Consider the following 21,465-nt stretch of genomic DNA (forward strand, 5'->3'; position numbering starts at 1 on the left):
TTTATAAGTCAAGATCTTTTAGAATCTGTCATTAAGGTCTTTGAATTCTCCTTCAAGAGCAGCACCATCATCAACTTTTACTGTTCCTCCAACATAGATCTTTGAACCTTCACCAACAAATTCCAGCTTTCCATTGCTCTGGATATTCAGGTCTCCGTGAATTTCAACCAGTCCGTTTACTCTAAGTGTACTTCCCGAAGTGATCGTAAGATTTTCAGCAGATCTGTTATTACCAAGATACATAGCACCGGAAACATTCATTTCTCCGCCACTACTTAGATTAGCACTTTTTTCAATGAACATGGTTCCGCAGAAATTAAGCGTACCATTAACATTTAGATTTTTTACGTTCATAACTCCGGAGTATGACTCTGAAGCAGAAGGCGTGATGGTAAGATTTTTGTCTCCGTCAAATACCGGGTAATCTGAACAGCTTAGAAATTCTTCCGGGCTATTGTTCGGAGTATCTTCCGCAGAAATGATACGAAGAATTTTCAAACCTTTTCCAGAAGCAACATAAATATATTCCCCTTTCGCCTGTACGAAGTTGGCACTACCTTCAATTTCTGCTATCCCTTCAGCAAGAGGATTTAAATCCTCACCAAGCTTTAAGATATCAAGTCCTGCACCTCCATTAGCCATATATACAAAATTTCCATCAGTAGAAACTGCGTTAGTCACAGCATCTTCAATAGAAACAGTAGCAGCATCGGGATGCATTTGAAGTGGGAGGTTGCCTACTTTGGAATTCGTCTCAAAACTATAGATCCCGGCACCATCTGTACCTTCAGAAACTAGGATATTGTCTCCATACCAGGCAATCGTTCTTTTTGATTCTGCAGTTAATGGAGCGGTGCTTATTTGAGAATCAAGCACAAACCCATCAGCAACGTTGAAGTTCATGAGTCCGTCAACGCCACTTAAAACAGCCAACGTGTTGTTTTTGAGTGCAGCATATCTAAGGTCTCCAATTTCTTCTGTAGAGATTCCTTCAAAAGCAGTAATCATTCCAGGATATTCAAATCTTGTGATCGCACCTGCATCTCCACTAATTGCGATAGCTTCGCCATCTATAGGCAGCACATGAACACCTGCATTTCCAGAATTCCCGAAATCAAGATTATAGTTAACTTCTACTCGAATGTCATCTACTTCCTGAACGAGAGTGGAAGGTAAATTACCGTTTTCAAGGTTGAAATACGCCATCATCGTGCGATTTCCTGTTCCGCGATTCTCTTTTGCTGAAGCCCCAGTTAGTACAAGAACATTATTACTATCTACAAATAATGAGTTGATATCTGCAATCGTAGTGGTCATTCTATTAACTAAAACAGGATTGTATTTGTCCTGGATGTCGATTACATCTACAGCTCCAAGATAAGTTGCGCCTTCTTTGTTATAAGAAACATAGGCGAAATTACCTTTTACATCTACATGTGTAGCTCTTAATTTTACACCATCAACTTCAGGAGCTTCCAGCGAAGCGATCTGCTCGATACCAAAAACGGTAGAAGCATCTGAATTTCTATTGTTGCTAACAGAGGCAAAACCAATAACACCAGTTTCGTTAAAATTGATCGCGGAGCTAAGTTCTGAAGCATCTGCAATACTGAAATCAGATTCCTGAGAAGGTTCGTCTGTAATACTGCTCTTTTCGCAGGATGCAAATAATAGGATAGCACTTAGGCTTAATCCGAATAGTCTTTTATTCATGGTAAATAGGTTAGTTAAAGTATTTGGGCAGGTAAAAATAGTAATTAAACCGAGTTATAAAAACCAAACTAGTTGAACTACAGGCTTTTTCGATAAAGTGTAAGAATTAACGGATAAGAAATTACTTATAATGAAAAAAGCCGGCAGATAGCCGACTTTCTCAATATAACGAAATAATGAATTTTCTAGTGTTCGTGGTCTTCCTCACCTTCGTAGGTATTGTACATACCGTAGATAAAGGAGTAATCGGCAGTTCTAATATCTCCCATCACCCATAACCAGTTGTGCTCCAAATCATCATTAAGGAACTGTAGGGTTGCTCCGGTATTTAGAATCAAATCACCTGTAACTATAAGGGCTCCGTTTATATTGAAATGCCCTCCATAGTTAATCACAAGATCTTTAGGTTCTTCTTCAGATCCTATAATAGCAAGACCAACAGTAGTCATCTCACCGTTACGTCTAATAACAGTATTTTTTTCTGTTTCAATCTCACCACAAATATTCAGTTCACCGGCAACACGAAGATTTTCCAGATGAGTGTGATCACTGAAGTCCATAACGTCACCTTTGCCAACATGAAGATCCTTTGGACCGTCATAGATTGGGAAAGTATCACAATCCTCGAAACCGTTCTTTAGGAATACCGGCTCATGTATACCATTCAGGAATACTGGCTCATGGATTTTAGTTACAGCAGTTTTAGACTCTTTTACCGCGGAATTAGTTTCTGAAGTAATATCCTCAGAAACAGCATCGGTCTCACACCCGGTTAGGAATAGGCCAAGTCCTAAGCCGAGAAAAAGTAATTTTTTGTTCATGATAATTTTTGGTTTAAAAAGATTTGGTGGAGTAAAAGTAATATATAAGATGATAATAGCGTAAATAAATCGCTGAAAAGTTTGCTGCACAGGGATTTATAAATCGCTATGTAAGAAAAAACCTATAATTAATCCAGTTTATCTACCAGTTTATTAAAGACCTTTTTAGGATTCTTGCCTTCATAAAGTATGGCGTACACAGCGTTGATAATGGGAGTTTTTGCTCCTTTCTCCTTGTTGATCTTATAAGCACTCTCGGTGGCATAATAACCTTCAGCAACCATGCTCATCTCCATCTGTGCGCTTTTTACGGTATAACCTTTCCCGATCATATTCCCGAACATCCGGTTACGGCTGAATACGGAGTAACCGGTAACCAGCAGGTCGCCCAGGTAAGCGCTGTCATTGATATTGCGCTTCATTTTATGTACTTTCTTGATGAACTTCTTCATTTCTCTGATGGCGTTACTCATAAGCACGCTCTGGAAATTATCTCCATACCCCAGGCCATGAGCAATTCCTGCTGCGATCGCGTAGATATTCTTTAAAACAGCGGCATATTCTGTGCCTATGACGTCATCTGTAGTTTTACAGGTGATGTAATCACTGCCAAGATAACCTGCCACCAGCTGGGCTTTTTGCTCATCCTGGCAGGCCACAGTAAGATAGGATAGTCTTTCCAGCGCAACCTCCTCTGCGTGACAGGGTCCGGTAAGTACTCCAATACATTCCATTGGAACATCAAAATACTGGTTAAAATGCTCACCTACTATAAGACTCGTTTCGGGAACAATTCCTTTGATCGCAGAAAAAACAATTTTATCATGCAGGGGAATTGTAAGGGCATCCAGCTCCCTTTTCAGGAATGCGGAAGGAATCGCGAAAATGATGAATTCTGATGCTTTCACGACCTCGTTGATGTCGTTGCTAAGCGTAAGCTGGTCGTTATTGAATTCTACTGAACTCAGATAATTAGGATTATGATCCTGTTTTCTAATGTGTTCCACGGCGTATACACTGCGCATATACCAGTTAACATTATCCAGATTCTCACATAACATCTTTACAATAGCCGTTGCCCAGCTACCTCCACCAATAACACCAAAACTCGGAGCTTTATCCATATAATTACATTCTCTTCTTCAAAAATAGTCAATTTTAAAAGTATTGAAAGAATTGTTTGGCATTTCAGTCCTATTATTGAGAATGCCATAATGGAGCTGTCTAAAGATTAACATTTAAAAATTAGGCAATAGTACAATTTGATGCATCTGTGATCGTTCTAACAATGTGCTTTACATTCATTTAGTAAAGTAACATTCTTAGTTTTTTTGGTTGGTTATTTAGTTGAAAAAAACCGTTTCGAAAGGAGCGGTTTTTTTTATGCTACTCAATTTTGAGAAAACTTTAGGATGGACAAGAGAAACCAATCTGCAAGGCTTTTGTACATTTAAATAACTAACTATAAATCACAATAATGGGATTATTTTCGTTCATTAAGAATGCAGGAAAAAAGATCTTTGGTGCAGATAAACCGAAGAACAATGAAGTAAGTACAACAGATAACCAGTTAAAAGAGAAGAAGGAAAACGAAAGAGTTTCCAGGAATCTGGAAGAAACCATTCGAGATCTAAATCTTAAAGCTGATAATCTTCATATCAATATTGAACATGATATGGCAACGATCACCGGAACTGCTTTAGACCAGGCAACTCGCGAAAAGATCGTACTGGTTGTAGGTAACTCTGAAGGAATCGCGCAGGTAGACGATCGAATGGATGTTGAAAACAAGGAACCTGAAGCTACTTTTCATACAGTAGAAAGAGGGGATACCCTGAGTAAGATTTCTAAAAAACATTATGGAGATCCAAACCAGTATCCATTGATCTTTGAGGCAAACAAGCCTATGCTGGATGATCCAGATAAAATTTATCCGGGGCAGGTTCTAAGAATACCCCCAATGGATAGTAAAAGATAGATTTCAAAGACTGTTTAAAAGTCCTGAGAATATTAAATTGAGAGCAGTCGACGTTCTTATGCTTGTAGTTCCACAATGAAAAAAGTAGGTTCAATCAGCAAACCAGTATATTCAAAAACGGATTTTTAAACAGTCTTTACTTATTTATAGAAATTCATTTGATCTATATATTCCCAAACCCCCTCAGGTAACAGGGGTGTGACATTTTTTTCTTCGGAAATGGATTTTCTAATAAACGTGGCTGATATTTCTATTATGGGAGCATTCACTCTGATAATGCTGGGGTGATCTTTAAATCGATCTGCCACCATACCTTCAGCTATTCTGGGATATATGTACAATTGATGATTCTCCAGTATAACTTCAAAATTCTTCCAGCGATGGAAGCTTTTTAAATTATCCTCACCCATGATCAGGCAGAACTCATTTGTAGGAAACTTTTCCTGTAAGTGAGCCAGCGTATTTACGGTATAATTTGGTTGTTCAAGCCCAAATTCAATATTACTGGGTTTGAGATTTTCATAATGTTCACACGCTTTGTAAACCATCTCGAGCCTGTGATGATTATCAAGTAAAGTGCTTTTTTTCTTGTGTGGATTATGCGGAGTCACTACCAGCCAGACCTCATCAAGATCTGAATATTCCACCATATGATTGGCTATGATCAAATGGCCAATATGGATAGGGTTAAAGGATCCAAAAAATAAACCTACTTTCCTGTTCATTCCTTTATGTTATCTGCGCCAACATAATTGGAAACCAGATTATAAGCTTCCTTTAAAGCAGTTCCAAGGTGATTGTTTTCGATAATGAAATCAAATTGAGGTGCAGTCGCCAGTTCAATAGAAGCTTTTGCGACGCGCATATTGATCTTGTCATCGCTTTCAGTCTTACGCTTCTTCAACCTGATCTTTAACTCTTCGATACTTGGTGGTTTTACGAATACCGCCAGCGTTCTGTCTGGATAGATATGTTTGATATCCAAACCGCCAACAACGTCTATATCAAAAATAACATGCTTCCCTTTTGCCCAGATCCTTTCTACTTCGCTTTTTAAAGTTCCGTAGAAATTATCGCGATAAACTTCTTCCCATTCCAGGAACTCGTCATTTTTGATCTTCTGTTTGAAATCTGAAAGAGACAGAAAATAATAATCCTTTCCATGTTCTTCTTCACCTCTTGCTTCCCTGGAGGTTGCTGAAATTGAGAAATCAAGTTTTAATTCCTCGTGTTTTAGAAGATGTCTTACGATGGTGGTCTTTCCTGAGCCTGAAGGTGCCGAAAAAACGATCAATTTACCGTTATCCATTACAATACGTTTAAGATCTGTTCTTTAATCTTTTCAAGTTCATCCTTCATCTGCACCACCATTTGCTGCATGGGAGCATAATTAGACTTACTGCCAATGGTATTGATCTCCCTTCCAATTTCCTGGGAAATAAAGGCAAGTTTTCGTCCATTGGAATCTGAAGAATCCAGGGTCTTCTGAAAATAATCCAGATGATTGTCCAGTCTTACCTTTTCTTCAGTAATATCAAATTTTTCGATATAGTATACGATCTCCTGCTCAAAACGATTTTCATCGGCCTGTTCCTTTATTTCCTCTATGCCCTTCCGAAGTCGCTCTCTAACAGCTTCGACACGATCTGGATCGATCCTGATCACATCTTCCAGTAAGGCTTTGATGTTATGAATACGAAGCTGAAGGTCTTTCTCCAGCGCCTTGCCTTCATCAGTCCTGAAATTGTTGATCTCTTTTAGGGCGTCTTTTACCGCGGTTTCGATCACCACAAACTCTTCTTCATCGATCTCTTCACGTTCTGTTTTAAGCGCATCGGGCATTTTAACTGCCATTTTCAACAGCTCGATTTCGCTGGCATCAACAATCTTCCGAAGTTGATCCATATAGATCTGTACTACTTCAGTATTTACATTTGTGGAGGTTTGTTCTGCTGTAGATTCCACATAAATGGAAAGATCTACTTTTCCCCGGCCAAGAGAATCGGAAATAATATTCCGAAGGTCCAGTTCTTTTTCGCGGTATTGGGACGGAATGCGGGCATTCAGGTCAAAATTCTTACTATTGAGGGATTTAAGTTCAACAGTGATTTTCTTCGTGGGAATTTGTGTAACGCTCTTCCCAAAGCCTGTCATCGATTGGATCATGCCTGAATTTTAAAAGCTTGCGCAAAGATAATCAATTCTATAGCATGTACAATTGAATGCCTTACAGATACCGGCTAATCTAAAAGTGCGCTCATAAAGCTAGCGATCCTTTTTTCATGATAATAGCAATTGTTTTTATCTACAAAACCTACATGACCGCCAAAAGCAGGCATATCAAGATTTATTTTCTCTGAATTTTCAGCAAGCTTAACAGGGTAACAGCCGGCAGATAGGAAACTATCATTTTTTGCACTTATAAGTAAGGTTGGCACCTCGATGTTCTGAAGAAAATTCTGGGCACTCGCCTGGGCGTAATAGTCATCAGCATTTTTATACCCATGTGCCCTCGAAGTGTAAAGTTCGTCTATATCCCGAAGAGACTTGCAGGAGGCAATTTTTCTTCGATCCAGGTGATCCGGAAATTTTTGCGCACGCTTTAAGAGGTGTTGCTTTAAATTGATCTCGAATCTTTTGCTATAGATAAAATTTCGTGTTCTGTTAATTGCGCCAAGAGATCCTGCAAGGTCACATGGAACCGATACTCCGGCGGCACCCAGGATTTGCTCCGGCCTGCTGCGATTTTCACCAAGATACTTCATAAGAAGATTTCCACCCAGGCTAAATCCAACCAGGGCAATCTTATGATATTTATCTAAGGATAAGACATGCGTTATTACTTCGGCCAGATCATCGCTGGCACCGGCATGATAACTTTGAAAATAGCGGTTCATTTCTTCGCTGCAGCCACGAAAATTCATGGCTACCGCATCCCAGTCCATATCGTTGAAAGCTCGTGCCATTCCCTGCATATAGGGCCGGTTTGCGCTACCTGCCAGACCATGAAGCAGGATGACCAGTAATTCTGAATTCCCTTTGCAGTGACTCCAGTCCAGATCGATAAAATCTCCATCGCTTAAGGTAATACGTTCCCGGGTATAGGATAAATCTACCTTCCGGAGTTTGCCGGCGTAAATGGTGGAGGTGTCTGCATTCTTGAAAATACTGGAGGGATGGTAGTTGCTTGTGAGCAGCGGCATGAATCTAATTTAATATAAACTTAGGCAAAATTTGTTATGCATGCATACTATTTATTGGTAGTTTTGAATAAAAAGTAAGATCATGTATACCAAAAAATTCGAGATAAGATGGAGTGACCTCGACGCCAACAGGCACCTGGCCAACTCTGCCTATATAAACTTTATGAGCCATACCAGAATGGGCTTTTTAATGGAAAATGGATTTGGACAGAAACAACTTGCTCATTACAACCTTGGACCAATCGTATTCTACGAGCACATCTATTATTTCAAAGAGATCTTTGCCGGGGAACCGGTCACGGTGAGTCTCGAGTTAAACGGACTATCTGAAGACGGAATGTACTTTGAGTTCATTCATAAGATCTATGATCACAAGGGTAGGAATTGTGCAACCTGTGAGATGATGGGATCATGGATAGACCTGGAAGAACGAAAACTTACCACTCTCCCGGAGGAGCTTTTTCAGCAGTTGGACAATACCCCTAAAACTAAGGAATTCAGAATCCTGACCAAGGAAGATACCCGTAAGTACGGGAAACGACCAGACAATTTGAGCAGCGAAGAGCTGGCGAAACTTTAAAAAAAATCCAGAATTCAGTACAAAGATAAAAGGCCGGTATTGTAGCTTCCCGCTGCGATATCAGGCCTTTACTTTTGTCTTTTTCATACTTACCATATACACTCCCACAAATACCAGGGTCGCTGCAATTCCTTTAGTCCAGTTCAGAGAATCTGCACCAACCATGATCGCAAATGTGATCGCAATCAATGGCTGTAAATATATAAAAGCACTAATGGTAGATGCAGAAAGCTGCTTCAGGGCATAAATATTCAGTAAATAGGTCATAAAGGTGGTTCCCAGAACTACAAATCCCATTTTCCAGATCGCATCGAATGGTAAATTGTTCCAGTCCACAGCAACAAATTCAGAATAAGTTATAGGAAGATTAATGAATACGGCAATGAGGAACAACCATTTCATCAGGGTGATCGCGTGGTATTTTTTGGTAAGTGGTTTTACCAGAATTAGATACAGGCCATAGGAAAAGGCATTGACGATAAAAAGTACATTTCCCATCGGGATGTTTGGAGCATTTTGATTCTGGTCTGAGCTAAAAAGCACCAGCACCAGCGCGCCGGCCATTCCTATAATGATCCCAATAGTTTTTAGCAGCGTGATACGTTCTTTGATCAATATCGATGCAAGTATCAAAACCATCACCGGCGATAGCGTGATAATAACCGAACTATTGATAGGAGTGGAAAGGCTGAGACCTTTGAAAAAGAACAGCATGTTAATGACCATCCCGAAGACAGCACAGCCAACAATACGTGGCCAGTCGGAAGTCGCGATCTTTTCCTTAGGTGCAAATACGCTGATGCTCCAGAAAAGTATGGCTGCCCCGGTCACTCTTAATAAAATAAAACCAAAAGGTTCAATATATAACGGCATAAGACCTTTCGCCAGCGTATGATTGATCCCGTAGATCGTGCTGGCTCCAACTGCTGCCAGAATGGCCAGTAACCGGCTGTTATCCATGAACAGATGTTTTAGCAGCTTCCACGGTCTTTTTAGAATTACCAATAAAGATCTCCTCTTCATTAATAAGTACTGGTCGCTTCAGGAATGTATAATGCTCAAGTATAAGTTCTTTATAATCGGCTTCCTCTAAGGTCTTATTTTTTAAGTCCCGGTCTTTATATAGTCTTGCCCTTTTGCTGAAAAGACTCTCATAAGAACCAGCTAATTCACGCATTTGCTCCAATTGTTCCTTAGAAATAGCTTCGGCTTTGATGTCCTGTAATTCAAAATCCTTGGGAAGATCCAGCTCTTTCAGGATACGTTTACAGGTATCACAGGTGGAAAGATGGTAGATTTTTTTCATGGCTAGTAGTTTTCGGGATATACTGTGAGCGCAAGTTCGTTAAAATCCTGTATTATAACCGGCACTCCTTCTAAAATTTGAGATATTCTGAGATTTCTGCTTTCGAATAAGTCATCCTAAAGCTTCCAGCGGAATAAGGGGCGATCTCATAAGCATTATAATGCAGTACGATTTTGCCTGGATAGATCCCGATATTTGCCGGAAGGTGAAATTTCTCATCTTCAAAAAAGAATCCGGTGTCATTGATGCTGGCACCTTCAGGAATATTCTGTTTTACTCTGAAATCCTGAGCGGCTTTTTCTGTAAATTCTGAAGAAAAAAGGTTTTCCACGACCAGTAATTTGCCAGTTTCAGCATCAAAATTGAGATAATTTATACTGTTGTAACCATGGGCTCCACCAGTAAACATATCTATGGTAAATTCCATCGAAATCAGTTTTTCGTTCTGCTGAATTACTTTTCCAAGGATCGTGGCTTCCCAAGGAAGTTCGTAATCGGGGAAATCATTTGCGGTTCTTTCGTAATTCAGTAAAAATTGATCTACGAGGTCCAGCGTGGATTGTATACGTTCAGACTCCGTAAAATCCACGGTATTCTGTATAAAACTTTCGATCTCCAGATTGATCTTCTGGGAAATTCTTCCACCGCCCTCGGCTACCGGGAAGCTAAGGCTGATAAATGTGCAGTCTCCTTTTTCAGGATCACAATTTTTGTAGCTATTCTCAATGTTTTTCTGTTCGAATGCCAGGGTCTCGATTTCGGGTTTTTTCTCCTCATTCGCACAGGAGAACAGGGTCAGGCTTATAAAAGCTGAAAGAATTGCTTTTTTCAAGGATATTGGGTGTTAATTAGAGGATAAAGGTAAATTGAATTTTGTGAATGCTCAACGAGCTGATTACATTTGTTTATCATGATTTCCAGGAATTGCAACCCTAAGTTTCAAGAATGAAGATCGCTTTGTTTCACTACCAAAACTGCCAGTTTGAAATTTAATACCAAAACGATACATGGAGGCCAGGAAAATATAGATCCTGCTTACGGTGCAGTCATGCCGCCAATCTACCAAACCACTACCTATTCTCAACGTTCCCCTGGGGAACACCAGGGTTATGAATATTCCCGAAGTGCAAATCCTACGAGAAACGCACTGGAGAAATCCCTCGCCAGTCTTGAAAGTGGGGAATATGGTCTGGCATTTGGATCAGGGCTTGCAGCGATCGATGCGGTGCTTAAATTGTTTACACCCGGGGATGAAATCATCTCTACCAACGACCTTTATGGAGGATCCTATCGTTTGTTCACGAAGATTTTTGAAGGTCTTGGAATCAAATTCAAATTTGTAGGAATGCAGGCTGCGAAAGAGATCGAGCAGTATATTACTGAAAGAACGAAGCTTATCTGGGTGGAAACTCCTACCAATCCTATGATGAACATCATCGATATTAAAGCAGTTTCAAAGCTTGCGAAAAAGCATGATCTGCTTTTAGCTGTTGATAATACTTTTGCCACTCCTTACCTCCAGAGACCCTTGGAGCTCGGAGCCGACATTGTAATGCACAGCGCTACTAAATACCTGGGTGGTCATAGCGATGTGGTAATGGGTGGACTGGTGGTGAAGGACAAAGAAATTGCTGATAAACTCTATTTTATTCAGAATGCCAGTGGTGCGATTTGTGGTCCACAGGATAGTTTCCTGGTATTACGGGGCATTAAAACCCTACATCTAAGAATGCAGCGACACTGCGAGAATGCACAAGCCATTGCAAAATTTTTAAGATCCAACGCCAAAATAAAGGACGTGTACTGGCCAGGCTTTGAAGACCATCCAAATCACGAGATCGCTAAAAGCCAAATGACTGGATTTGGAGGGATGATTTCCTTTAATACCAAGGAAAACACACTGGAAAGCGCGCGTAGGATCGTCGAAAAACTGAAAGTCTTTACGCTGGCAGAATCTCTTGGTGGCGTAGAATCTCTGGCAGGACATCCCGCCAGTATGACCCATGCCTCTATTCCGAAGGAAGAAAGGGAGAAAACCGGGGTGGTGGACTCCTTGATCAGGCTTAGTGTGGGAATTGAAGATGTGGATGACTTAATCGAAGATCTTCAGCAGGCCATTGGATAAATAATATTAATTTTAATTTCTCAAACGCCTACTACCGGGCTCTTTTATAGATACAATGATGATCAAAAATTCAATTTTCTCTCTATTACTTTTATTAGTTTCAGTATTAAGTTTTGCCCAGGAGATTAGTTCTCCTAATGCAGAACTTAAGATGAAGTTTAGTTTGACCGAAGCAGGTGAACCGGTTTACCAGTTAACTTACAAGGGAAAGCCTGTGATCAAGGAAAGCAAACTCGGGCTGGCTTTAAAAGATTCTGAAGACCTGCTAGGCAATTTTGAAATTAAAAATAGCAGTGAGACCAGCGAGGATAATACCTGGACACCGGTTTGGGGAGAGAGCAGGGAAATAAGGAACCACTACAATCAACTTCAGGTGGAACTGGTTCAGAAGGACACAGATCGTAAATTGATCCTTAATTTCAGAATGTTCGACGAAGGTCTTGGTTTTCGATATGAATTTCCGGAGCAGGAGAATCTAACCTATTTTGTTATTGAAGAGGAGCATTCTCAATTCGCAATGGCCGGAGATCACAATGCTTTCTGGCTTCCCGGTGATTACGATTCACAGGAATATGACTATACCGAATCAAAACTTTCAGAAATAAGTTCAAAATTCGATACAGCCGTGACCGGAAATGCTTCACAGGAACAGTTTTCCAATACTGGAGTGCAGACATCTCTGATGATGAAATCCAGGGACGGTCTATACATCAACCTGCATGAGGCCGCACTGGTTGACTATTCGCTAATGAACCTGAATCTTGATGAAGAGAACCTGGTTTTCGAATCCTGGTTAACTCCAGATGCCGTTGGTAATAAAGGGTATATCCAGACACCGGCAGTATCTCCATGGAGAACAATCATGGTTAGTGACGATGCCACAGAGATCCTGGCTTCCAATATGAACCTGAATCTGAATGAACCAAATAAACTGGAGGATACCAGCTGGATCAAACCGGTAAAATATATTGGTGTATGGTGGGAAATGATCACAGGTAAAAGCTCCTGGGCGTACACAGATGAATTGCCATCTGTACAACTTGGCAAAACCGATTATTCCAAAACTACTCCAAATGGTAAGCATGCTGCCAACACAGAGCATGTAAAAGAGTATATAGATTTCGCCGCTGAGCATGGTTTTGACGCTGTCCTTGTGGAAGGCTGGAACGAGGGCTGGGAAGACTGGTTCGGTAAATCAAAAGATTACGTATTTGACTTTGTGACGCCGTATCCAGACTTTGATGTGGAAGCCATTCATAAGTATGCTCAAAGCAAAGGTGTTAAAATGATGATGCATCATGAGACTTCTGGAGCCATCAGGAACTATGAACGCCATATGGACACGGCCTACCAGTTTATGAACAAGTATGATTATCCGGCAGTAAAAAGTGGTTATGTTGGAGATATCATTCCGCGTGGTGAACATCATTACGGGCAGTGGGCGATCAACCATTTCTTATATGCGGTTACCAAAGCAGCAGATTATAAGATCATGGTAAATGCTCACGAAGCGGTGAGACCAACAGGATTAAGGAGAACCTACCCAAACCTTATAGGTAACGAATCTGCCCGTGGTACCGAATTCCAGGCCTTTGGCGGTTCCAAACCAAATCACGTGACCGTATTGCCATTTACAAGACTTATTGGCGGACCTATGGATTATACTCCCGGAATCTTTGAAATGGATATTTCTAAGCTGAATCCTGATAACAATTCCCATGTAAATAGTACACTTGCTAATCAACTGGCGATGTATGTAACGATGTACAGCCCACTACAAATGGCGGCAGATCTTCCGGAAAATTATATGAGATTCCCAGATGCTTTTCAGTTTATTAAAGATGTAGCACTGGACTGGGATAAAAGTGAATACCTGGAAGCGGAACCTGGCGACTATATTACTGTTGCGAGAAAAGCAAAGGGCACCAATAACTGGTTCGTTGGAAATGTGAATGGCGAGAAAACGCGGACTTCAAACATTACTTTTGACTTCCTGGACAAGGATAGAACCTATATCGCCACGATCTATGCAGATGCTGCAGATGCGCATTACAAAACGAATCCGCAGGCATATGAGATCAAAAAATTCAGAGTGAATAACAAATCCAAATTATCACAGCAATCTGCTCCGGGTGGTGGTTTCGCGATAAGCATCATGGAAGCCGAAAAATCTGAAGTAAAAGATCTGAAAAAGTTATAATTCCAAATGGCCGGAATATTTTTTAAAAGTTTCCGGTCATTAAATTTTCGTAGGTGAAAAAACTTTTAATAATAGTTCTGCTTTTAATTTCGGCAAAGTCGGTTGCACAGCGTTATCGCGATTTTGAAGTGGGTCCGAGTTTTAGCTACGCCCATACCTCCCTGTATCTTTCTCAAAATGTTTTCGAAAGCGGGGAGAGCGAAAGCTTCACCAATTCAGGATTTGAACCCAACTATGCAGTGGGAGTTTATGCGATCTATTACCTGTTACCAAAAGCAGGTTTTGGAGCTGAACTTTACTGGCAGCGAACTTCAGCTTCAGATCTTAGCGATAATGAACATTATAATTCACTAACATTTATGCCCTATGTTAATTTCGACCCATTCAACCAGATCGAAAATGTACTCTTTGGAGCGGGAATTGGAGCGTCATTTATTCAAAATGCTCCGGATTATGGCAATGTACTTGAGGAGGACATCCGGGTGATCACGATCCCGGCAAAATTATCTGTTTCTTACCGGGTTCGTAATCAATTTACTTTTGAGATCTCTGCACAGGCAGAAGTACTGGAAGTAGTAAAGGATCAGGTGCGTAGAAACTCTATTTTACTGGGCTTCAAAATTCCTTTTAATCGTGTCTTTGGTAATTACCGCTAAGACTTGAAGATCGTTTTAAAAACCTCTATTAATTTATCAACTTCTTCCAGCGTGTTGTAATGGACCAGGCTCACTCTTACCACGCCATTCATTTCCTCCAGCTGAAGAGCCTGAATTAATTTTTTAGCATAGAAATCGCCAAACCTGATTCCAATATTATGTGGATCTACTGCCTCCACGATTTCATCACTTCGCAAGTTTTCATGCACAAATGATATGGTAGGAACTCTTTTTTCAGCAGCAGCGCTGGATAGTCCAATGATCTTTATTTCTGAAACTGAATTCAGATAATCCAGAAGTCTTGTGGCCAGCTTTTCTTCATGTGCTGAAATGAGCCCGTAACTCTTGTCCAGTTTTTGCTTGAACTGAAGATCTTTTCCGTCGAAATGATGATCGTGCAATTCAGCATAATAATCGGTAATTCCGGAAACCGCATAGGTGAGTTCGAAATTGAAATTTCCTGGTTGCAGTTTATATGGGATAACATCATTGTCTATAAAATAATGGTTAATACTTTCCAGTTCTTTCAGTAGATCGTATTTACCATACATCATGGCGAGGTGCGGCCCGTAAGTCTTGTACCAGCTAAACGTATAGAAGTCGGCATCCAGATCCTGTACGTCCACTTTTCTATGTGGTGCATAAGCGACACCGTCTACACAAATCAATGCGCCCGCTTTATGTATAATTTCTGCATACTTTTTAATGGGATTGATCGTACCCAGTACGTTGGAAGCGTGAGTTACCGCGACCAGTTTGGTCCTTTCAGATAAAAGCTTTTCGAGATCTTCCATATCAAGCTCAAGGGTTTCAGGATTTACCTGCCAGATTTTGACTGTAATACCAGATTTTTCAAGATCTGTCCATGGAGAAACATTCGCCTCGTGATCTGTATTGGTGACAATGATCTCATCTCCCTTTTTCCAGTTCTTACTAATGCTCAGGCTAAGAATTCGCATGAGCATGGTCGTACTGGAACCCATCACGATCTCCTCAGGTCTGGAAGCATTGATAAGCTCTGAAACAATTTCCGTAGAACGTTTTAATCTTTCTCCGGCTTCCTGGGAAACAGCGTAGGAAGCACCAAGTTGTACGTTGGAATGAAGCAAATAATCCGTGATCTTGTTGGTGACCTGCTTTAAAACCTGTGATCCTCCGGCATTGTCCATAAAAACAAAATCCCGTTCAAGCGCAGGAAATTGTTCTCTTACAAATTTGATATCCATCATTCTTCCAATAGGTTTTCATTAAATAATTCAAGAATTCTTCGGTATTCATCTGTCCAGCTACTAGGCTCCACGAATCCGTGGTCTTCCACTGGATATACGGCAAGCTCCCAGTTCTCTTTTCCTAATTCTATCAACCGCTGACTAAGTCGTACCACATCCTGAAAATGCACGTTCACATCTACCATTCCATGAGCGATCAATAAATCACCTTTAAGTCCTTCAGCAAAATAAATTGGTGAGGAGCGCTTGTAAGCAATGGGATCCTGGGAAGGTTCATTCAGGATATTGCTGGTGTAGCCGTGGTTGTAATGCGCCCAGTCTGTAACAGATCTTAATGCAGCTCCTGCCTGGAAAGTATCGGCTTCAGTAAATAAAGCCATTAAGGTGATGAATCCACCATAACTACCACCGTAAATACCCACTTTATCAGGATTGATATCATGCTCATCTATGAGATATTTCACGCCATCCACCTGGTCGCTCAGGTCTTTTCCACCCATATGTCTGTAAATTCCAGTTCTCCAATCTCTTCCGTAACCAGCACTTCCACGGTAATCGATATCGATTACGGTGTATCCAAGGTCAGTTAAGAGGTTATGGAACATATATTCGCGAAAATAGCTGGACCACCATTTGTGAGCATTTTGCAAATAACCTGCACCGTGTACAAAGACAACAGCAGCATCATTTTTCACATCTTCTTCAGGCAGGTATAGTCTGGCTGGAACTTTTGCGCCATCCTGTGCAGTAAATTCGATTAGTTGAGGTTCCCGCCAGTCATAAGCCTTAAAAGCTTCAGATCTGCCATCGGTTACCTGCAAGGTTTCAGCAGCAACAGAGGTTTCTTTTAAGAATAGCTCTTCCGGTCTGTTCATATAAGAATAGGTGATTGCCATATGCGATTCATCTGGAGATAACTGAACATCGTTGTTCCCGGTCATGGAAGTGAGCTGTTCCATGTTCCCGCCCATTAGTGACATTTTATAAAAATGTCTTTCCCCGGCATGAACTTTTGACGAAGTGAAGAACCAATGTTTTCCATCATTGGAAACTACAGGATCAAAAACTTCATAATTACCAGGAGTGAGATCTTTCTTTTTGCCTGTTTTCGTATTTAAAATCACCAAATGGGAGTAACCTGACTCTTCAGTTTGAAAATAGATATGTTTATTGTCTGGCAACCAGCCCATGGTTTCATATCCATAATAGGTATAACCAATTCCTGGTCCTGCCAGCCATGCTTCATCCCTTTGATGATCTAATGTTTCATATGTTCCTTGTTCAAGGTTAATGACTACGATCCAGCGATCTTTATTATCTGTAGAACGCAGGTTGACTACCGCTTTATCGCCTTCCGGACTAAACTTCATCGAAGATGGGATGACTGGTCGCGGTTCTTCTTTCCATTCCTTGTCAGGATAATCTGCAGTATAATCGGGTAATTTTGAAATTCCCGGTAAATCGCTGAAATCGAATTTTAGAACAGTATCCTTCTCAATTTGATAAAGAGCCAGTTCTGCGGAATATTTTAGATCTCCTACCTTGCTTCTGGCAGAAAGATCTTCTGTATAACCACTTTCGTCCACGTAATTTGGAACACCGGTATTCTTACCACTTTCCCGATCGATTAGGCTGAACGCAGCATATTTGGCATTTGGTGAGATGACGAAATTGCTCATGTTCTTATTGTCCAGGTAAAATGCAAAGTCTTCAGGGTCGCTAATGGACTCGCGATACTTTTTCGAAGCTTCCCTGTTCTCCTTTCGTTCTCTTACAACCTGTAAGAGGCTAAGATTTTCATCCTGAAGCCATTGATCCTTCTCATCTAATTTTTTATCTGCGGAAGCTTTTTTTGCTCCAGATTTGATATTCGTAAGCTGCTTTAGCGTTGCATTTTTAAGGTCGTAACTAAATGCATGGTCTTCTGCTTTAAAAAGAATTTCATTTTCTGAAGCTGAAAATTCTGGATCACTTATTCTGAAGGGCAGGCTGATTAGTTCCTTTTTGGAACGTTCGTCCATAGAATACAGGATAAGTTTTCCACCATCTGTATACAGCATTTTTTTTCGGTCATTACTGAAGTCTCCATAGGTTGGGATCATCGCTTTGGACTCTTCCGCAGAAACCTTTAAGATCTTTTCGGGATTATCGATCTCAATTTTATAAAGACTGTCTGAAGTATTCCCTTCAGGATTGTATTGAAAATAAACATTTTCACTATGAATTCCCCAACGAACTCTATCGGGAAAATTACCCATCCATTGCGGGTCCTGCATGATCTTCTGAACACTAAGTTCTGAAGTCTGGGCTTGTAGTTGAAAAAAAGGTAAGCATAGGATGGCGAGAAACGCGAATCTTTGAAGCATTGCTGATAATTTACGATTTTGGAACGCCAATATAGCCAAATTTTAACTTTGCATTAAACGTTTTCTAACCACTATGGTCTAACCTCAGAGTAATTGTTCTAAAAAGAACGATATTGTAAAAAACATCAACCAATCTTTACATTATGACAAAAAAATTATCCCTGGCATTCCTATTTTTTATCTCCTTTTCGGCTGCTTTTGCGCAAAGCACGCAGGAAATGGTAGAGAAGATCGTTAAAGAGGCCAATGGCAATTCAGAACTTGAAAATTTAGCGCACGAATTACTGGATGTAGTAGGTCCAAGACTTGTGGGAACCCCGCAAATGAAACAGGCCAACGACTGGGCGGTAAGTAAATATAAAAGCTGGGATATTGAAGCCAGGAATGAAGAGTGGGGAAAGTGGAAAGGCTGGGAACGTGGTATCACGCATGTAGATCTTATCTCTCCCAGAATCCAGAGCTTGGAAGCAAGACAGCTGGCCTGGAGCCCTTCAACCGGTAAAAAAGGCGTGCAGGCAGAGGTAATGATCCTTCCGGCAGCAAAAGACTCCATGGATTTTGTAAACAAATTGAAGTCGGTTAAAGGGAAATTTGTGATGATTTCCATGCCCCAGCCAACGGGAAGACCAGATGATAACTGGGAAGAATGGGCTACGAAAGAGTCTTTTGAGAAAATGAAAAAGGATCGCGACAGTTTGAATGACGTTTGGAGAGAACGTACTTCAGCCAGCGGACTATCACGAAGAGAATTGCCGCAGGCACTTGAAAAAGCAGGAGCAGCTGGGATTATCTCCTCATACTGGTCTGGCGGATTTGGAGTGAACAAAGTCTTTTCAGCCTATACCGAAGAAATTCCAACCATCGATATTTCCCTGGAAGATTACGGCATGTTGTACAGGCTTGCAGAATATGGAGACAAACCTGAGTTAAAAGTAGTGGCAGAATCACAGGAACTGGGAGAAGTTCCAACATTTAATACGATTGCAGAGATCAAAGGTTCTGAAAAGCCTGAAGAATACGTTATTCTTTCAGCACACTTTGATAGCTGGGATGGTGCGACCGGAGCTACCGATAATGGAACCGGAACCATTGTGATGATGGAAGCGATGAGAATTCTAAAAAAATTATATCCTAACCCAAAAAGAACGATCCTGGTAGGACATTGGGGCAGTGAGGAGCAGGGATTGAACGGGTCCAGAGCCTTTGTAAAGGATCATCCTGAAATCGTTGAAAACACCCAGGCTTTATTTAACCAGGACAATGGAACAGGAAGAGTGGTAAATATTTCAGGTAACGGATTCCTGCACGCCTATGATTACTTAGGACGCTGGTTGTATGAAGTTCCAGAAAATGTTTCTACTCATATCGAGACAAACTTTCCTGGATCTCCGGGAAGAGGAGGATCAGATTACGCATCTTTCGTTGCGGCTGGTGCACCGGCATTTAACTTAAGTTCTTTGAGCTGGAACTACTGGAACTACACCTGGCATACCAACAGGGATACTTACGATAAGATCGTTTTTGATGATGTAAGAAATAATGTGATCCTTACGGCAGTACTTGCTTACATGGCTAGTGAAGATCCTGAAAAAACTTCCAGAGAACAGATTAGCCTGCCTAAAAGTCGCAGAACCGGTGAGCAGATGACCTGGCCAGAGCCGCGAGATGCAACTCGCAGAGGAGGTCTGGACGAGGATTAAAAAATCAGTTATTTATATAAAGCGGTCAATTCGCCAATTTCTTTTTGAGCACATTGGCCGCTTTTGTATATCCGCCGTTGCCACCATCAATAAAATGGATATGTTCATCAGTCTTCATATTGCGCACATAGCAGGACATGATGCTCTCTTCACTAATATGAAAACCATATTTAATAAGGCCTTTTGCTTCAATACTGTCAAGATAATTGAAAAGTTCCTTCCGCTGGTCTGCACTCCCGGTGATCACCGTATTAATGCGACCATCGAGGCTAAGGTTATCAGATAATTCCACCATTCGTTTTAGATACGTCTTCCCCAGATTGGTATTTCGGAGATAAAGTTCCCCGAATAAGCTAATGAAAACTCCTTTCAGGAAGTCTGGGATATTGCTTTTTCCCCATTTGAGTTTCACATCATTGCTAATGCGATCAAGACTGGTGGACATTTTAAGCTTGTCTGTAGATATAGGTCGCCTGCGTTGTGTGGAACCATAAATTTCGTTGAGCTTTTCCAGAATATCTGAATAAACCTCCGGGTAGTTCGCATCTCCACACCCGGCTATCAATAAGCTTAAAACTTCCTGGTCTTCAAGGGGTGGTTTGATCTTATCCCATTTGCAATCCATTCCGGAGAGGTTCAGAGAAATTTGATCTTCATCAATTTGCAGGGATTCAGGTCTTTCTTTGATGAGTTTTTCAGCAATAAGTAAACCCTGTCCCATGATGATCGGGATCACCAGAGACTCTGTGGTACTAACACGCGCAACCTTAAGTTCGATACCATCGCGATACAGATCTTCAACGGGATAGGTGCCCAGTGAAAGTTCGAATTTGAAATTCTTCTGGACATTCCTGTTATGCTTTTCCAGAACCGATAAAGCTTTCGTGGTCAAACTGTCTGGGATAAGAAATGTAGCTCCATCCCCACCAAAAAAGAAGGGAACTGTAATACCTTCAGAAATTGAAAGGTTAAGAATGGCGATCACACAACCGGTTGCAACAAGGTTCACCTCTTCGTGCCTGCCTTCATTGACTGCTTTAGTAGAATCCCGAATATCTGCCACCAGCACATGCCAGGTAGGTGGAACTTCCTGAAAATTACTTCTTTCGCGAAAAAGTTCATGAATAGCCAGGTCACTAATAGGGACTTGGGTATAGAAATTACGATCCTTGTCCATCATAGAGCTTCTGTCGCAATGGATATGTAAAAATTTCGATTGTCGGAACTAATTCAGCTCAGCACCAACAGCAACAGAACAGTCATGTCCCGGCTGCCCGTGTGGAGGATTTATTTTTGGAGTAGCGCTCTGCATCCTAACAGGACTGGTGGTCATTGGCTGGGCAGTAGTATTTCCCTCGCTGGTGAGCGGAGCTCCTACGGGCAATTCGCAACGATGACCTTCCACGCCGTGGGCGGGATTATACTTCAGGTCACTGCTCGCTTGCATATTAGTCTTCATGGAGTTAGCAGTGCTTAGTGTTTCTTTTTCTTCGGAAGGTTTTTCTTCTTTCTTCTTCTCGTCACAGGCAGTAAATGCTATGAACAAAAGACTTAAAAAACTGATCTTAATTAACTTAAACATATGGTT

Annotated in this window: 20 protein-coding genes; 6 read left to right on the forward strand and 14 right to left on the reverse strand. The window is 41.0% G+C overall.

Annotation, left to right across the window (positions count from 1 at the left end):
- Positions 1-18 precede the first annotated feature (18 nt).
- From G529_RS0101445 to G529_RS0101455, 3 genes are all read right to left on the reverse strand, one after another.
- Positions 19-1,713: an LVIVD repeat-containing protein gene (locus G529_RS0101445; protein WP_026913830.1), complete on the reverse strand. Its 1,695-nt coding sequence runs from the start codon at positions 1,711-1,713 to the stop codon at positions 19-21.
- Positions 1,714-1,898: 185 nt separating this feature from the next.
- Positions 1,899-2,534, reverse strand: a complete 636-nt coding sequence (locus tag G529_RS0101450; protein WP_157514514.1) for a hypothetical protein — start codon at positions 2,532-2,534, stop codon at positions 1,899-1,901.
- A 128-nt stretch (positions 2,535-2,662) separates the two neighbouring features.
- Positions 2,663-3,658, reverse strand: a complete 996-nt coding sequence (locus G529_RS0101455; protein ID WP_026913832.1) for an NAD(P)H-dependent glycerol-3-phosphate dehydrogenase — start codon at positions 3,656-3,658, stop codon at positions 2,663-2,665.
- Between the two features lie 353 nt (positions 3,659-4,011).
- Here G529_RS0101455 and lysM point away from each other — a divergent pair, with 353 nt between their 5' ends.
- On the forward strand, positions 4,012-4,512 hold the full coding sequence (gene lysM / locus G529_RS0101460; RefSeq protein WP_026913833.1) for a peptidoglycan-binding protein LysM: 501 nt from the start codon (positions 4,012-4,014) through the stop codon (positions 4,510-4,512).
- Positions 4,513-4,652: 140 nt separating this feature from the next.
- Here the strand turns inward: lysM and nadD are convergent, their stop codons facing one another.
- The 4 genes from nadD to G529_RS0101480 form a co-directional block, all read right to left on the reverse strand.
- Complete coding sequence (gene nadD, locus G529_RS0101465) at positions 4,653-5,237, reverse strand: nicotinate (nicotinamide) nucleotide adenylyltransferase (protein WP_026913834.1); 585 nt, start codon at positions 5,235-5,237, stop codon at positions 4,653-4,655.
- Positions 5,234-5,821: a guanylate kinase gene (gene gmk / locus G529_RS0101470; protein WP_026913835.1), complete on the reverse strand. Its 588-nt coding sequence runs from the start codon at positions 5,819-5,821 to the stop codon at positions 5,234-5,236. Before gmk ends, nadD begins: the two co-directional genes overlap by 4 nt.
- Positions 5,821-6,678 (reverse strand): YicC/YloC family endoribonuclease, encoded by an 858-nt coding sequence (locus G529_RS0101475; protein ID WP_026913836.1) that lies wholly within the window; start codon positions 6,676-6,678, stop codon positions 5,821-5,823. Before G529_RS0101475 ends, gmk begins: the two co-directional genes overlap by 1 nt.
- 74 nt (positions 6,679-6,752) lie before the next feature.
- Positions 6,753-7,715 carry a YheT family hydrolase gene (locus tag G529_RS0101480; RefSeq protein WP_026913837.1) on the reverse strand — a complete coding sequence of 321 codons (963 nt, stop codon included), beginning with the start codon at positions 7,713-7,715 and terminating at the stop codon, positions 6,753-6,755.
- Between the two features lie 82 nt (positions 7,716-7,797).
- Between G529_RS0101480 and G529_RS0101485 the strand changes: the two genes are divergently transcribed.
- Positions 7,798-8,295: an acyl-CoA thioesterase gene (locus tag G529_RS0101485; protein ID WP_026913838.1), complete on the forward strand. Its 498-nt coding sequence runs from the start codon at positions 7,798-7,800 to the stop codon at positions 8,293-8,295.
- Positions 8,296-8,355: 60 nt separating this feature from the next.
- Here the strand turns inward: G529_RS0101485 and G529_RS0101490 are convergent, their stop codons facing one another.
- From G529_RS0101490 to G529_RS0101500, 3 genes are all read right to left on the reverse strand, one after another.
- Positions 8,356-9,255 carry a DMT family transporter gene (locus G529_RS0101490; protein ID WP_026913839.1) on the reverse strand — a complete coding sequence of 300 codons (900 nt, stop codon included), beginning with the start codon at positions 9,253-9,255 and terminating at the stop codon, positions 8,356-8,358.
- Entirely contained in the window at positions 9,248-9,601 is a 354-nt protein-coding gene (locus tag G529_RS0101495) for an arsenate reductase family protein (protein ID WP_026913840.1), read from the reverse strand. Before G529_RS0101495 ends, G529_RS0101490 begins: the two co-directional genes overlap by 8 nt.
- 70 nt (positions 9,602-9,671) lie before the next feature.
- Positions 9,672-10,433 carry a DUF3298 and DUF4163 domain-containing protein gene (locus G529_RS0101500; RefSeq protein ID WP_051201313.1) on the reverse strand — a complete coding sequence of 254 codons (762 nt, stop codon included), beginning with the start codon at positions 10,431-10,433 and terminating at the stop codon, positions 9,672-9,674.
- 150 nt (positions 10,434-10,583) lie between these two features.
- Between G529_RS0101500 and G529_RS0101505 the strand changes: the two genes are divergently transcribed.
- From G529_RS0101505 to G529_RS0101515, 3 genes are read left to right on the forward strand one after another with little or no spacing between them, the layout of a single operon-like run.
- Entirely contained in the window at positions 10,584-11,726 is a 1,143-nt protein-coding gene (locus tag G529_RS0101505; RefSeq protein ID WP_026913842.1) for a cystathionine gamma-synthase, read from the forward strand.
- Between the two features lie 55 nt (positions 11,727-11,781).
- The gene (locus tag G529_RS0101510) at positions 11,782-13,926 is read left to right on the forward strand and encodes a glycoside hydrolase family 97 protein (RefSeq protein WP_422678719.1); all 2,145 of its coding nucleotides are present in this window, start codon (positions 11,782-11,784) and stop codon (positions 13,924-13,926) included.
- Positions 13,927-13,979: 53 nt separating this feature from the next.
- Positions 13,980-14,582: an outer membrane beta-barrel protein gene (locus tag G529_RS0101515; protein ID WP_026913844.1), complete on the forward strand. Its 603-nt coding sequence runs from the start codon at positions 13,980-13,982 to the stop codon at positions 14,580-14,582.
- Here the strand turns inward: G529_RS0101515 and G529_RS0101520 are convergent.
- Both G529_RS0101520 and G529_RS0101525 read right to left on the reverse strand, forming a co-directional pair.
- A complete protein-coding gene (locus G529_RS0101520; protein ID WP_035695382.1) occupies positions 14,579-15,811 on the reverse strand; it encodes a cysteine desulfurase-like protein in 1,233 nt (410 codons plus the stop codon). The two genes, G529_RS0101515 and G529_RS0101520, sit on opposite strands and share 4 nt — an antisense overlap.
- A complete protein-coding gene (locus G529_RS0101525) occupies positions 15,808-18,177 on the reverse strand; it encodes a S9 family peptidase (protein WP_026913846.1) in 2,370 nt (789 codons plus the stop codon). The genes G529_RS0101520 and G529_RS0101525 overlap by 4 nt, the downstream gene beginning before the upstream one ends.
- A gap of 143 nt (positions 18,178-18,320) precedes the next feature.
- On the opposite strand from G529_RS0101525, the gene G529_RS0101530 reads away from it, so the two are divergent.
- Entirely contained in the window at positions 18,321-19,877 is a 1,557-nt protein-coding gene (locus tag G529_RS0101530; protein ID WP_026913847.1) for a M20/M25/M40 family metallo-hydrolase, read from the forward strand.
- A gap of 25 nt (positions 19,878-19,902) precedes the next feature.
- Here G529_RS0101530 and G529_RS0101535 read toward each other — a convergent pair whose 3' ends face one another.
- Complete coding sequence (locus tag G529_RS0101535; RefSeq protein WP_026913848.1) at positions 19,903-21,057, reverse strand: DUF3095 family protein; 1,155 nt, start codon at positions 21,055-21,057, stop codon at positions 19,903-19,905.
- Positions 21,058-21,102: 45 nt separating this feature from the next.
- Positions 21,103-21,459, reverse strand: a complete 357-nt coding sequence (locus tag G529_RS0101540) for a hypothetical protein (RefSeq protein ID WP_051201314.1) — start codon at positions 21,457-21,459, stop codon at positions 21,103-21,105.
- Positions 21,460-21,465: the final 6 nt, after the last annotated feature.

The sequence above is a fragment of the Christiangramia portivictoriae DSM 23547 genome (assembly GCF_000423045.1).
GTDB classification, from domain to species: Bacteria; Bacteroidota; Bacteroidia; order Flavobacteriales; family Flavobacteriaceae; genus Christiangramia; species Christiangramia portivictoriae.